The organism is Nocardioides aquaticus (assembly GCF_018459925.1).
Taxonomy (GTDB): Bacteria; Actinomycetota; Actinomycetes; order Propionibacteriales; family Nocardioidaceae; genus Nocardioides; species Nocardioides aquaticus.
On sequence record NZ_CP075371.1, the window covers coordinates 3,447,852 to 3,461,250 of the forward strand.

The 13,399-nt window shown below is 75.2% G+C and carries 10 protein-coding genes and 1 pseudogene; 2 read left to right on the forward strand and 9 right to left on the reverse strand.

The window, feature by feature from the left end:
* The first annotated feature begins 99 nt into the window (after positions 1-99).
* Together ENKNEFLB_RS16620 and ENKNEFLB_RS16625 are read left to right on the forward strand one after the other, a co-directional pair.
* Positions 100-1,149 (forward strand): aldo/keto reductase, encoded by a 1,050-nt coding sequence (locus ENKNEFLB_RS16620; protein WP_214056403.1) that lies wholly within the window; start codon positions 100-102, stop codon positions 1,147-1,149.
* Positions 1,150-1,249: 100 nt separating this feature from the next.
* Entirely contained in the window at positions 1,250-2,233 is a 984-nt protein-coding gene (locus ENKNEFLB_RS16625) for a DUF4349 domain-containing protein (RefSeq protein ID WP_214056404.1), read from the forward strand.
* A gap of 6 nt (positions 2,234-2,239) precedes the next feature.
* On the opposite strand, the gene ENKNEFLB_RS16630 is transcribed toward ENKNEFLB_RS16625, so the two are convergent.
* The 9 genes and pseudogenes from ENKNEFLB_RS16630 to ENKNEFLB_RS23235 form a co-directional block, all read right to left on the reverse strand.
* Positions 2,240-3,244, reverse strand: coding sequence for a uroporphyrinogen decarboxylase/cobalamine-independent methonine synthase family protein (locus tag ENKNEFLB_RS16630; RefSeq protein WP_214056405.1), 1,005 nt, complete (start codon positions 3,242-3,244; stop codon positions 2,240-2,242).
* The gene (gene mnmA, locus ENKNEFLB_RS16635) at positions 3,241-4,362 is read right to left on the reverse strand and encodes a tRNA 2-thiouridine(34) synthase MnmA (RefSeq protein ID WP_214059547.1); all 1,122 of its coding nucleotides are present in this window, start codon (positions 4,360-4,362) and stop codon (positions 3,241-3,243) included. Before mnmA ends, ENKNEFLB_RS16630 begins: the two co-directional genes overlap by 4 nt.
* A 23-nt stretch (positions 4,363-4,385) precedes the next feature.
* Complete coding sequence (locus tag ENKNEFLB_RS16640; protein ID WP_214056406.1) at positions 4,386-5,588, reverse strand: cysteine desulfurase family protein; 1,203 nt, start codon at positions 5,586-5,588, stop codon at positions 4,386-4,388.
* A 13-nt stretch (positions 5,589-5,601) separates the two neighbouring features.
* Positions 5,602-6,594, reverse strand: a complete 993-nt coding sequence (locus ENKNEFLB_RS16645) for an endonuclease/exonuclease/phosphatase family protein (protein ID WP_214056407.1) — start codon at positions 6,592-6,594, stop codon at positions 5,602-5,604.
* Between the two features lie 85 nt (positions 6,595-6,679).
* Positions 6,680-7,810, reverse strand: a complete 1,131-nt coding sequence (gene proB, locus ENKNEFLB_RS16650) for a glutamate 5-kinase (protein ID WP_214056408.1) — start codon at positions 7,808-7,810, stop codon at positions 6,680-6,682.
* Entirely contained in the window at positions 7,807-9,345 is a 1,539-nt protein-coding gene (gene obgE, locus ENKNEFLB_RS16655) for a GTPase ObgE (RefSeq protein WP_214056409.1), read from the reverse strand. The genes proB and obgE overlap by 4 nt, the downstream gene beginning before the upstream one ends.
* Positions 9,346-9,455: 110 nt before the next feature.
* Positions 9,456-9,710 carry a 50S ribosomal protein L27 gene (rpmA, locus tag ENKNEFLB_RS16660; protein ID WP_214056410.1) on the reverse strand — a complete coding sequence of 85 codons (255 nt, stop codon included), beginning with the start codon at positions 9,708-9,710 and terminating at the stop codon, positions 9,456-9,458.
* A gap of 44 nt (positions 9,711-9,754) precedes the next feature.
* Positions 9,755-10,057 (reverse strand): 50S ribosomal protein L21, encoded by a 303-nt coding sequence (gene rplU, locus ENKNEFLB_RS16665; RefSeq protein WP_160008619.1) that lies wholly within the window; start codon positions 10,055-10,057, stop codon positions 9,755-9,757.
* An 865-nt stretch (positions 10,058-10,922) separates the two neighbouring features.
* A pseudogene (locus tag ENKNEFLB_RS23235) lies at positions 10,923-12,806 on the reverse strand (Rne/Rng family ribonuclease); the annotation flags it as partial.
* Positions 12,807-13,399 lie beyond the last annotated feature (593 nt).

The following is a 13,399-nucleotide window of genomic DNA, read 5'->3' on the forward strand; positions in this document are numbered from 1 at the left end:
CAACCGCACCGGACCGGCCAGGTCAAACCCGGGTCCGCCCCACGCCGCCGGGTCGTGACGAACGTCCCAGGGTGTGGGCACATGGCCTAGCGTCGAGGCATGGACTACAGGAGCCTCGGACCCACCGGCATGATGGTCAGCCCCCTCTGCCTCGGCGCGATGATGTTCGGCGCCTGGGGGGAGCCGGACCACGACGAGTCGACGCGGATCATCCACCGCGCGCTCGACGGCGGGATCAACGTCGTCGACACCGCCGACATCTACTCCCGCGGCGAGTCCGAGGAGATCGTCGGCAAGGCGCTGGAGGGCCGGCGCGACGAGGTCGTCCTGGCCACCAAGTTCCACGGGCCGATGGACGTCGACATGGGTCAGACCGGCAACCCGCTGAACCGCGGCAACTCGCGCCGCTGGATCGTCCAGGAGGTCGAGGCCAGCCTGCGCCGGCTCCGCACCGACTGGATCGACCTCTACCAGGTGCACCGCCCCGAGCGGGAGACCGACGTCGAGGAGACCCTCGCCGCGCTGACCGACCTCCAGCGCCAGGGCAAGATCCGGGCGTTCGGCTGCTCGACCTTCCCGGCCGCCGACGTGGTCGAGGCGCAGGGGATCTCGCAGCGGCGCGGTCTGGGCCGCTTCGTGACCGAGCAGCCGCCGTACTCGATCCTGGCCCGCGGGATCGAGGCCGACCTGCTGCCGGTGACCGAGCGGTACGGCATGGGCGTCATCCCGTGGAGCCCGCTCAACGGCGGCTGGCTGACCGGCCGCTTTCGCACCGGCCAGGACGCGCCCGACAACCACCGCTCGCGGATGCGGTCGAGCCAGTACGACCTCACGCGCCCCGAGAACCAGGCCAAGCTCGAGGCGGCCGAGGCCCTGGCCGTCCTGGCCGAGGAGACCGGCGTGACGCTGGTGCACCTCGCGCTGGCCTTCGTGATGCAGCACCCGGGCGTCACCGCCCCGATCGTCGGCCCCCGCACGATGGAGCAGCTCGAGACCCAGCTCGGCGCCGTCGACGTCACGCTGTCGACCGACGTGCTGGACCGGATCGACGAGATCGTCCCGCCGGGCGTCAACCTCGCCCGCGACGACGCCGGCTACCTCCCGCCGTCGCTGCAGGACCCCTTCCTCCGGCGCCGCCGCACCGCCTGAGCCCGCCCGGACGGCACGTTCGTGGGCGCCGGTACGGCGTGTCGCCCCACGAACGTGCCGTACGGCGGAACCGGGACGAGGCCGCGGCCGTCGGACCGGCATGACCACCACCGGCACCACCGTGAAGCGCCTGCCGTCCCTGGGCCTGGCCCTCCTCCTCGCGACCGGGCTCGGGCTCGCCGGCTGCTCCTCGGGCGGCGGTGAGTCGTCGTCCGCCGGGTCCGTGGCCGCGGACACCGAGGTGCGCGAGGAGCGGGCCGGCGTCGGTTCCGACGCGCTGTCCGACAGCGCGTCGTCCCTCGACGTCGCCTCGGACGCGCGGCGCGCCGCACCGGTCGAGCAGGCGGCCGACACCGGTCCCGCCGCCGATCCCGCCACCGGTCCCGCGATCATCCAGACCGGCACGCTGACGGTCGAGAGCAACGACGTCGCCGGGGCGCGGTTCGACCTCGACAAGCTGCTCGACACCTACGGCGGGTCGGTCGCGGACGAGAGGACCACGGCCGGCGACGAGGGGCAGGTACGGCTCTCCCGGGTCGAGCTGCGGGTGCCCAGCGAGGAGTTCGACGCCGCGATGACCGGCATCGGCGGGCTCGGCACGGTCACCGAGTCCACCCGCAAGGCCCAGGACGTCACCGGCGAGGTGATCGACACCGAGGCGCGCATCCGGGCCCAGGAGCAGAGCCTCCAGCGGGTCGAGGTGCTCTTCGGCCAGGCCGAGGACCTCCGCGACATCGTCGCGATCGAGGCCCAGCTGAGCCGGCGGCAGGCCGAGCTCGACTCGCTGAAGGGGCGGCTGGCCTACCTGCAGGACCAGACCACGCTGTCCACGATCACCGTCTACCTCGAGCAGGCCGACGACGAGGCCGCACCGCCCCGGCCCGAGGACGACGACCTCGCCTTCGTGGGCGGCCTGAAGGACGGGTGGCAGGCCCTGGGCCGGCTCGGGGCGGGCGTCGCCGTCGTGGCGGGCGCGCTGCTGCCCTTCGCCCTCGTCCTGGCCCTGCTCGGGGTGCCGGCGGTGGTCGCGGGCCGCCGCCTGCTCGCCCGGCGCCCGACCCGCGGTCCGGTCGCCGAGGCCTGAGCAGCCCTACGGCGTGAGGTTGCGGGCGGTCGCCGCGGCGAGCCGCAGCGCGTCCCGCGCCCACCCGGCCGACGCGCCGGCCAGGCCGCAGGACGGGGAGACGCCGAGCTGGTCGCCGACGACCTCGGGGTCGAGCCCGAGCATCTCCAGCCACCGCTCGACGCGCGCGGTGACGTCCTTGTCGGAGGGTCGGGTGGCCGGGTCGGTCGGGGGCAGGACGCCGAGCACGACCGACTCCCCCGCCTCGAGCGCCTCGCCGAGCTGGTCGTGGTCCTCGGCGGCGAGCTGGTCGAGGTCGACGACGAGACCGCGGGCTCCCGCGCCGCGGAGCAGGTCCAGCGGGGTACGCGGGGCGCAGGCGTGGACCCACGGCTCGCCCCCGGCCGCGACGACCGCGGCGAGCACGGCGGCCAGGGTGTCGGAGGCCTCGGGCAGGTCGACGCTGCGGTGCCGGTGCAGGCCCGACGCGGTGGGCACCCGCCCGCCGAGCACCGACGGGAGCGCCGGCTCGTCGACCTGCACGACGAGGCGCTCGACGCCGGGCAGCCGGCGCCGGACGTCGGCGACGTGGTCGACGAGGCCCTCGGCCAGCGCCTGGGCCAGCTCGCGGCGCGCCCCGTGGTCCCCCAGGACCGCGTCGCCGCGCGGACGCTCCACGGTGGCGGCGAGGGTCCACGGCCCGGTGACCTGGATCTTGAACGCCCCCGTCAGGCCCTGGGCCTGCTCCTCGAGGCTGTCGAGGTCCTGGCCGACGAGGCTGCGCGCCCGCCGCTGGTCGACCCCGGAGGCGCCCTGGCCCGTGAGCCGCCAGCCCGCCGGCTGCAGGTCGGCGCCGAGCTCGGCCACGAGCGCGAGCGCGCGGCCGGTCATCGCGGCGCCGGCACCCCGGCCCGGCACCTCGGGCAGGTGCGGCAGCTGGCCGACCAGCTCGCCGAGCACCAGGCCGACGGCGTGGTCGAAGGACCGCTGGTCCTCGCCGGGCATCGAGCCCACCGCGGTCGCGTGGGTCATCGCTGCTCCTCCTGGGGTGACGCGCCGGCGGCGGTGCCGGTGCGGTCGATCGTGGCGCTGCCGACCACGCGGGTGCCGTCGTAGACGACCGCGGTCTGGCCCGGGGCGATGCCGTACGCCGGCTCGAGCAGCTCGACCTCGACCCGGTCCCCGTCGACCCGGACGACCGCCGGCAGCTCCGCGCCGTGGGCGCGCAGCTGCACGGTGCCGCGCAGGAGGCCCGGCGCCGCACCGCACCAGCGGGGGTGCGTGCAGGTGAGCCGGTCCACGGCCAGCCGCTCGTGCGGGCCGACCGTCACCGTGCCCGACACCGGCTCGATGTCGAGCACGAACCGGGGACGGCCGTCGGGGGCCGGGCGACCGATCCGCAGGCCCTTGCGCTGGCCGACGGTGAAGCCGTAAGTGCCGTCGTGGCGGCCGAGGACCTCCCCGGTCGCGTCGTCGACGATGTCGCCACCGTCGTTCGGGGCGCGCTCGCCGAGCTTCTCGCGCAGCCAGCCGGCGTTGTCGCCGTCGGCGACGAAGCAGATGTCGTGCGAGTCGGGCTTGTCGGCGACCAGCAGCCCGCGCTCGGCGGCCTCGGTGCGCACCTTCGCCTTCGGGGTGTCGCCGAGCGGGAACAGCGAGTGCGCGAGCTGGCGCTGGTCGAGCACGCCGAGGACGTACGACTGGTCCTTGCCGTGGTCCTCGGCCCGGTGCATCTCGACGGTGCCGTCGCCCGCGCGACGCAGCTGCGCGTAGTGGCCGGTCGCGACGGCGTCGAACCCCAGGGCGAGCGAGCGCTCGAGGACGGCCTCGAACTTGATCTTCTCGTTGCACCGCAGGCACGGGTTGGGCGTCCGGCCGGCGGCGTACTCGTCCATGAAGTCCTCGACGACGTCGGCGTGGAAGCGCTCGGAGAGGTCCCAGACGTAGAACGGGATGCCGATCACGTCGGCGGCCCGGCGCGCGTCGTTGGCGTCCTCGACGGTGCAGCAGCCCCGGGCCCCGGAGCGGTACGACGCGGGGTTGCGCGACAGCGCGAGGTGGATGCCGGTGACCTCGTGACCGGCCTCGACCGCGCGCGCCGCCGCGACCGCGGAGTCGACGCCGCCGGACATGGCGGCGACGACCCGCAGCGGGCCCGGGCCGGTGTGGGCGGTCACCGGCGGGCCGCGCGGGCCCGTTCGACGCACGGGCCGATCGCGGCGACGAGCGCGTCGACGTCTGCCTCGGTCGAGGTGCGGCCCAGCGAGAAGCGCAGCGAGCTGCGGGCGAGCTGCTCGTCGCGCCCCATCGCCAGCAGCACGTGGGAGGGCTGCGGGACGCCGGCCGAGCAGGCGGAGCCGGTCGAGCACTCGATGCCCCGGGCGTCGAGCAGCATCAGCAGCGAGTCGCCCTCGCAGCCGGGGAAGGACAGGTGGGCGATGCCCGGGAGGCCGGCGCCGGGGTCGTCCAGGGGCGCACCGTTGAGGACCGCCTCGGGGACGACCTGCTGCACCCCGCGCACCAGGCGCTCGCGCAGGACCGACATCCGCGCCGCGTGCTCGACCTGGCCGGCCACGGCCAGCTCGACGGCCGTGGCCAGGGCGCTGATCGCGGGCGGGTCGAGGGTCCCGGAGCGCACGTCGCGCTCCTGCCCGCCGCCGTGGACCAGCGAGGTGAGGTCCAGCTCCCGGCGCACCAGCAGGGCGCCCACGCCGTACGGGCCCCCGACCTTGTGGCCGGTCAGGGTCAGGGCGTCGACGCCGGAGGCGGCGAAGTCCACCGGGACGGCGCCGACGGCCTGCACGGCGTCGGTGTGCACCGGCACGCCGTGCTCGGCGGCGAGGGCGACCACGTCGTCGAGCGGCTGGAGGGTGCCGACCTCGTTGTTGCCCCACATCACCGACACCGCCGCGACCGACCCCGGGTCGCGCTCCAGGCACGTCCGCAGGGCGTCCACGTCGAGGCGTCCGCGGTGGTCGACCGCGACGTGGTCGACGACCGCGCCCTGGTCGGTCGCCAGCCAGTCGAGCGGGTCGAGCACCGCGTGGTGCTCGACGGCGGTCGTCAGGAGCCGGACGCGGCGGGGGTCGGCCGCACGTCGGGCCCAGGCCAGGCCCTTCAGGGAGAGGTTGTCGGACTCCGTGCCGCCGGAGGTGAAGACCACCTCGCCCGGGCGGCAGCCCAGCGACCCGGCCAGCGACTCGCGCGCCTCCTCGACGACCCGTCGGGCCCGTCGGCCCGAGGCGTGCAGGGAGCTGGCGTTGCCGACCTCGCGCAGCCGCGCGACCAGCGTCCCGACCGCGGCCTCGACCATCGGCGTGGTCGCGGCGTGGTCGAGGTAGACGCTCGCCTCGGGGCGCGGCAGGACTTCGGACATCGCACCGACCAGACTACGCGGGCACCACGGTCGTCACGATCGCCAGGTGGTCGGTGCCCGGCACCGCGACGGTCCCCGTGCTGGTGGCGGTCCACCCCGGGGCCAGCAGCAGGTGGTCGATGGGTGCCGTCGGCGGCAGCCGTCCCAGGACGGGGAAGAACCCGTTGACCGGCCAGGTGGCCGTCAACCCGGTGTTCAGCAGCTCGGCGCTGTCGCGGTAGCCCTCGGCGACGAGGGCCCGCACGGGCGCGTGGTCCAGGGTCGCGTTGAGGTCGCCGACGACCACGTCGGGCCGCTCCGCGACGACCACGTCGTGCAGCACGGCGTGGTCGTCGGCCCAGTCGTCGGGGTCCAGCGGGGCGGCCGGGTGGGCCGCCAGCACGTCCAGGCCGCCGGTGCGCACCAGCAGGTTGTCGAACCGCGTGCCCGCGACGGGCTCCACCCGCTCGAAGGGTTCGGCGGAGAACACCATCGTGCCCTCGTAGGTCTCCCCCGTCCGCCCGGCCCGGTGCGGCAGCAGGTCGTCGAGCCCGGCGTCCTCCATGGCGGCCAGGGTGCGCGGGGTGACCTCGCTGGCCACCAGGACGTCGACGTCGCGCCCGGCGACCTCGCGCACCACCGCGGCGCCGTCGCCGCGCCCGAAGTAGAGGTTGGCACTGAGGACGACCACCCCTTCCCCGGGGCCGGCGGCCGGCGACGGGGCGCGCCCCTCCCCGGTGTAGGACGGCAGCAGCCAGCTGACGTGCAGGCCCGCCGCGGCGAGCACCAGGACCGCGACCCCGGCCGGCACCAGCCGCCGCGGGCCGCGCCGGGCGAGCAGGACGCCGAGCACCACCGCCGCCAGCGCGTAGGGCACCAGGGCGAACGGGGTGAACGCCTGCGCCTGCACCAGCAGCCCCGCCGACGGGTCCGTGAACCGGAGCACCGTCAGCGCACCGGCCGGCACCAGCAGGAGCACGAGCACCACGACCAGCACCGCGCGGGCCACGGCGGGGGGCGTCGGCATGACTGCGAACGTACCGACCCGGTGGCCACCACCGACCGTCCCGACGCGTCGCCCCGGCGACGCCGCGGTGAACGCCCGGGACCTCCTACAGCAGGACGAGGTCGTCGCGGTGCACGACCTCGCGGTCGTACGCCGGGCCGAGCTCGGCCACCAGGTCCGGGGTCGAGCGGCCGAGCAGCGCCGGGAGCTCGTCGGCGTCGAAGCCGACCCGTCCCCGGGCGAGCACCGCTCCGGCCGGGTCCACGAGGTCGACGGGGTCGCCGGCGGCGAAGGCCCCCTCGACACCGGTCACGCCGGCCGCGAGCAGCGAGGTGTGCCGCTGGGTGACGGCGCGGACCGCACCGGCGTCGAGCACGAGGCGGCCCTGGGGCTCGGTGGCGTGCGCCAGCCACAGGAGCCTGGTCGGGCGACGCCGGCCGGTGGCCCGGAACAGCGTGCCCACGTCGGCGCCGGTCAGCGCCTCGGCGGCCTGCGGGGCGGCGCTGAGCACCACCGGGATCCCGGCGCCGGTCGCGATCATCGCGGCGTCGACCTTGGTGCGCATCCCGCCGGTGCCGACCCCGGCCGTGCCGGCCGCACCCAGCCGGACCCCACCCAGGTCCTCGACCGACTCCACGACCGGGACCCTGCGCGACCCGGCCTCGGCGGGCGGGCCGTCGTACAGGCCGTCGACGTCGCTGAGCAGCACCAGCAGGTCCGCGTGGACGAGGTGGGCGACCAGGGCGGCGAGACGGTCGTTGTCACCGAACCGGATCTCGCTGGTGGCCACGGTGTCGTTCTCGTTGACGATCGGCAGCACCCCGAGCTCGAGCAGGCGGGCGAAGGTCTGGTGGGCGTTGCGGTAGTGCGTGCGCCGCACGACGTCGTCCGCGGTCAGCAGGACCTGTCCCGCGGTCACGCCGTGACCGGCGAGCTCCTCGGTGTAGCGGTGCACCAGCAGGCCCTGGCCGACCGACGCCGCGGCCTGCTGGGAGGGCAGGTCGCTGGGGCGCCGGCGCAGGCCCAGCGGGGCGAGCCCGGCGGCGATGGCGCCCGAGGAGACCAGGACGACCTCGACCCCGCGGTCGCGGGCCGCGGCGACGACGTCGACCAGCGCGCGCACCCGGTCGGGGTCGATGCCCCCGGCGGCCGTCGTCAGCGAGGACGAGCCGACCTTGACCACGACCCGGCGCGCCGCGACGACCTCCGGCCGGGCGCCCGAGGGCGCCACGCTCATCGCTCGGAGCCGCCCGGGCCCGCCGGGTCGGCGGGGGCGGCGTCCGGGTCCGCGTCGGAGCCGATCTCGTAGGAGGTCGGGCCCCGGTCGTAGCGGCGGGCGACGTCGGCGCGGGTCTCGTTCTCCCCGCGGTCGGGCATGGCCTCGTCGATGGCCCGGCGCCGGCGCGCAGCCGGCCGGTCCTCGGTGAGGCGCACGTCCTCGCCACGGCGCGAGAGGATCTCGCCGCCGGCGTCCATCCCGGGGCGGAAGTCGAAGACGACCGCGTCCTCGGGGTCACCGATCAGCACGGCGTCGCCCTCCACCGCCCCGAGCGCCAGCAGCTTGCGCTCGACGCCCAGGCGGTCGAGCCGGTCGGCCAGGAAGCCCACGGCCTCGTCGTTGGAGAAGTCGGTCTGCCGCACCCAGCGCTCGGGCTTGGTGCCGCGCACGCGCCAGCCGGCGCCGGTGGCGCGCACGCTGAAGTCCTCCTCGCGCACGGCCTGCGGCCGCAGCACGATCCGCTCGGCGACCACGCTCTCGCGCTCGGTGCGCGCGGCCTGGACGATCTCGGCCATCGCGAAGCCCAGCTCGCGCAACCCCTCCCCCGACGCCGCGGAGACCGGGAAGACCCGCAGCCCGCGGGCGGTCAGGTCGGCCAGGACCATGTCGGCGATCTCCCGGCCGTCGGGCACGTCGACCTTGTTCAGGGCGACCAGCCGAGGCCGGTCCTCGAGACCGCCGTAGCGGGCCAGCTCGTTCTCGATGATGTCCAGGTCCTCGACCGGGGCACGGTCGGGCTCGAAGGTGGCGGTGTCGACCACGTGCACGAGCGCCGCGCAGCGCTCGACGTGGCGCAGGAAGTCGTGCCCCAGGCCGCGGCCCTCGCTGGCACCCTCGATCAGGCCGGGCACGTCGGCCACGGTGAAGGTGGTGTCGCCGGCGGTGACCATCCCGAGGTTGGGCACCAGGGTGGTGAAGGGGTAGTCCGCGATCTTGGGACGGGCCCGCGACATGGCCGCGATCAGGCTCGACTTGCCCGCACTGGGGAAGCCGACGAGGCCGATGTCGGCGACGACCTTGAGCTCCAGGACGACCTCGAGCTCGTCGCCGGGCTCGCCGAGCAGCGCGAAACCGGGGGCCTTGCGCTTGGTCGAGGCGAGGGCTGCGTTGCCGAGGCCACCGGCGCCGCCCCCGGCCACCACGAGCTCGGCGCCCGGACCGACCATGTCGGCGATCGGGGTGCCGTCGGCGCGCGTCACGACGGTGCCGTCCGGCACGGGCAGCACCAGGTCGCCGCCGTGGGCGCCGTTGCGGTGCGCGCCGGCGCCGTGGCCGCCGTGCTCGGCGGTGCGGCGCGGGCTGTGGTGGTACTCGACCAGCGTGGTGACGTCGGCGTCGACGCGCAGGATCACCGAGCCGCCGGGACCGCCGTTGCCGCCGTCGGGGCCGCCGAGGGGCTTGAACTTCTCGCGGTGCACGGACGCCACGCCGTTGCCGCCGCGACCGGCGCTGACGAACAGCCGCACGCGGTCGACGAAGGTGGGGACGGCCATGGGGTTCCTCTCGGGGTGGTGCTGCGTGAAATGCGCGAAGGCGCCCCGGTCAGGAGCGCCTTCGAGGTCCGGCCGTGGCCGGGGTCCCGGGGCAGGGCCCCCGGGGCGGGTCACTGACCCGCGAGGATGTTGACGACGCGGCGGCCGCGCTTGCGACCGAACTCGACGGAGCCGGGGACCAGGGCGAACAGGGTGTCGTCCTTGCCGCGGCCGACACCGGCACCCGGGTGGAAGTGGGTGCCACGCTGGCGCACGATGATCTCGCCGGCGCCGACGACCTGGCCGCCGAAGCGCTTCACACCGAGGTACTGGGAGTTGGAGTCGCGACCGTTCTTGGTGGACGCGGCGCCCTTCTTGTGAGCCATGAGTTACATCCTTCGCTGTTCTGCGCTGAGAGCCCGGCGGCGTCTCAGAGGGAGATGTCGGTGACCTTGACCTGGGTGTACTTCTGGCGGTGACCCTGGCGCTTCTTGTAGCCGGTCTTGTTCTTGAACTTCTGGATGATGATCTTGGGGCCCTTGGTGGCGCCGAGGACCTCGACGGTCACCGCGGCCTTGTCCAGGCCGGCCGAGGTCACGGACTCGCCGTCGACCACCAGCAGCACCGGGAGCGAGGCCGTCTGACCGACCGGGGTCGCGATCTTGTCGATCGAGATGACGTCGCCCACGGCGACCTTCTGCTGGATTGCGCCAGCTCGCACGATCGCGTACACCGCGGATCTCCTTCGTCGGTTCAGAACACTCAGTCCAGGTCTGCGGCACGCCGGCACGTCCCCCGGGAGGGCGAGGAGTGGGATGCCATGCAGCGGCGGCGCACACCTGGTGCGCCGAGGGTCCATAGTACGGACCCCGCGGCGCCCAGCGCAAAACGTCGCCCTGCCGGGGTCGGTGGCGCCCCTGTCAGGAGCGCCCCGGCTCGGTCTCGGCGGTGCCGGGCTCGACCCGGCCGGTGTCCGGCGGGGTGCCGCCGATCCCGCCGCTCGCCGCAGCGTCGTCGAGCGTCGGCACGGCGGCGCCGCGTCGGCGCGAGCCACGGGTACGGGTGACCACGCGCGGGCCGGCCGGGGCCGGCTCGTCGGTGCCCTGCTGCTCGGCGACCGGCTCCTCCGGCGTCGCGGGTGCGGGTTCGGGTGCGGTCATCACCACGGGCTCGCCCCCCTGCTCGGGCCCACCGGCGGGCCGGCTGGCACTGCGCCGACGCGACCGCGTCACCACCCGTGCCGGCTCGGGCTCGGCGGCCGCCTCGGTGACCTCGTCGACCGCGGGGGCCGCCTCGGTGACCTCGTCGACCGCGGGGGCCGGCTCGGTGACCTCGTCGACCGCGGGGGCCTCCTCGGCCACCGGGCTGTCCTGCGGCGTCACCTCACCCGGCGCCATGGCCGGGTCGGAGGCCGTCGGCTGCTGCTCGGCCGGCTGCTGCTCGGCCGGGGCGTCGTCGGCCGCAGCCTTCTCGGCGGCGCGGGCCATCGCGGCCAGGTCGGCCGGCGAGGGCGCCCGACCGCCCTGCTCGCCGTCGCGGCTGCCGCCGCGGTTGCGGCCGCCACCGTTCGAGCCGCCGGTCCCACCACCGTTGCCGCCGTTGTTGTTGTTACCGCCGCCGTTGTTGCCGCCGCCGTCGCGACCGCGCTTGGGACGTCGGCCGTCGTCGTCCTGGCGCGGCGGGTCGACCGGCTCGCCGTGGACGACCACGCCCCGGCCCTGGCAGTGCTCGCAGGTGTGGCTGAACGCCTCGAGCAGCCCGGTGCCGATCTTCTTGCGCGTCATCTGGACCAGGCCGAGCGAGGTGACCTCGGCGACCTGGTGGCGGGTGCGGTCGCGGCCCAGGCACTCCACGAGCCGACGCAGGACCAGGTCGCGGTTGGACTCGAGGACCATGTCGATGAAGTCGACCACGATGATGCCGCCGATGTCGCGCAGCCGCAGCTGACGGACGATCTCCTCGGCGGCCTCGAGGTTGTTCTTCGTGACCGTCTCCTCGAGGTTGCCGCCGGAGCCGGTGAACTTGCCGGTGTTGACGTCGACGACGGTCATCGCCTCGGTGCGGTCGATGACCAGGGAGCCGCCGGAGGGCAGCCACACCTTGCGGTCGACGCCCTTGGCGATCTGCTCGTCGATGCGGTAGGTCGTGAACACGTCGGTCTCGGACTCGTGGCGCTCGATCCGGTCCGCGAGGTCGGGGGCGACGTGCCCGACGTACTCCGAGACGGTCTGCCAGGCCTCCTCGCCCTGCACGACGAGCCGGGCGAAGTCCTCGGTGAAGAGGTCCCGCACGACCTTCAGCATGAGGTCGGGCTCGCCGTAGAGCATCTGCGGGGAGTTGCCCTTGGCGACCTTGCGCTCGATGTCCTCCCAGCGCGCCTTGAGACGGTCGACGTCCCGGGTCAGCTCGTCCTCGCTGGCACCCTCGGCGGCGGTCCGCACGATGACGCCGGCGCTGTCGGGCACGATCTGCTTGAGCAGGGACTTGAGCCGGTTGCGCTCGGTGTCGGCCAGCTTGCGTGAGATGCCGTTCGTGGTGCCGTCGGGCACGTAGACCAGGAACCGGCCGGCGAGGCTGACCTGGCTGGTCAGGCGGGCACCCTTGTGGCCGACCGGGTCCTTGGTGACCTGCACCAGGATGGTCTGTCCCGAGGACAGCACCGACTCGATCTTGCGGGCCGTGCCCTCCTTGTGGCCCAGCGCCTGCCAGTTGACCTCGCCGGCGTAGAGCACGGCGTTGCGGCCCTTGCCGATGTCGACGAAGGCGGCCTCCATCGAGGGCAGCACGTTCTGGACGCGACCGAGGTAGACGTTGCCGATCATCGACGTCTGCGACTCGCGGGCCACGTAGTGCTCGACGAGGACCTTGTCCTCGAGCACCCCGATCTGGGTGAGGTCGCTGCGCTGACGGATGACCATGGTCCGGTCCACCGACTCGCGGCGGGCCAGGAACTCCGCCTCGCTCACGATCGGCGCCCGGCGGCGACCGGCCTCGCGGCCCTCGCGACGGCGCTGCTTCTTGGCCTCGAGGCGGGTCGAGCCGCTGACCGCGGTGATCTCGTCCTCGGCCGAGCGCGGCTTGCGCACCCGGGTCACGGTGTTCGGGTCGTCGCCCTTGTCGTCCCCACCGTCGCCCTCGCGACGACGACGGCGCCGGCGGCGCGAGGAGCCGCTGCGGCCACCCTCGCCGTCCCCGCGGTCGTTGCCCTCGCTCGCGTCGGCGTCGTCGGTGTCCGCGGACTCGTCGGCGGCGTTCCCGCCGCCCTCACCGGTCTGCTCCTGGTCCTGCCGGCCGCCCTGGCCGCCCTGGCCGCCCTGGCCGCCCTGGCCACCACGACCACCGCGGCTGCGGCGGCGCCCCTGGCGCTGCCGCCCGTCCTGACCGTCCTGGCCGTCCTCCTGCTCGTCGGTGCCGGCGCCCTCGGCCGCGTCGTCACCGTCCGTGGCGGGGTCCTGGTCGTCGGGGGCCGCGTCGGACCGGTCGGTCTTCTCCGCGGACTGGTCCCCGTCGCCGGAGCCTCCGGAACCGCCCTTGCGGCGGCGGCGACCACCGCGGCGACGGCGACGGCGACCGTTGCCGGACCCGCTCTCGCCCTCACCGTCGTCGTCGGTGTCGTCGTCCTCGTCCGTGGCGTCGACGCCGGCCTGCTCGGCCTCCTCGACGGGCAGCGCAGCCTCGACCTCGGCCTCGGCGGCCTCCTCGACGACCTCGGCCGGCACCTCGGCGACCGGCGCCTCGACCGGAGCCTCCTCCGCGGGGGCCTCCTCCGCGGGGGTCGCCGGTGCGGAGGCGACGGTACGGGTGGTGCGCTTGCGGGTCGTCTTCTTCACGACGGGGGCCTGGAAGAGCGGCACCGCGCTGGCGGCCGGTGCGGGCTCCTCCGCGGCCTCGGCGGGGGGCTGCCCGGTGGTGTCGGCGGTGGTGTCGGCGGTGGTGTCGGCGGTGGTGTCGTCGGGCACGGCCGAGTCGGCGGCGGCGGCCACCTCGACGACGGGCTCCACAGCGGGCTCGGCAGCGGGCTCGTCCAGCGGGAGCTCGGGCGCCTCCGCGGCCGGCGCGGCGGCGCTCTTGCGGG

Coding starts and splice junctions, on each gene's coding strand:
- ENKNEFLB_RS16620 (WP_214056403.1), top strand. CDS start 100: ATGGACTACAGGAGCCTCGGACCCACCGGCATGATGGTCAGCCCCCTC.
- ENKNEFLB_RS16625 (WP_214056404.1), top strand. CDS start 1,250: ATGACCACCACCGGCACCACCGTGAAGCGCCTGCCGTCCCTGGGCCTG.
- ENKNEFLB_RS16630 (WP_214056405.1), bottom strand. CDS start 3,244: ATGACCCACGCGACCGCGGTGGGCTCGATGCCCGGCGAGGACCAGCGG.
- ENKNEFLB_RS16640 (WP_214056406.1), bottom strand. CDS start 5,588: ATGTCCGAAGTCCTGCCGCGCCCCGAGGCGAGCGTCTACCTCGACCAC.
- ENKNEFLB_RS16645 (WP_214056407.1), bottom strand. CDS start 6,594: ATGCCGACGCCCCCCGCCGTGGCCCGCGCGGTGCTGGTCGTGGTGCTC.
- proB (WP_214056408.1), bottom strand. CDS start 7,810: ATGAGCGTGGCGCCCTCGGGCGCCCGGCCGGAGGTCGTCGCGGCGCGC.
- obgE (WP_214056409.1), bottom strand. CDS start 9,345: ATGGCCGTCCCCACCTTCGTCGACCGCGTGCGGCTGTTCGTCAGCGCC.
- rpmA (WP_214056410.1), bottom strand. CDS start 9,710: ATGGCTCACAAGAAGGGCGCCGCGTCCACCAAGAACGGTCGCGACTCC.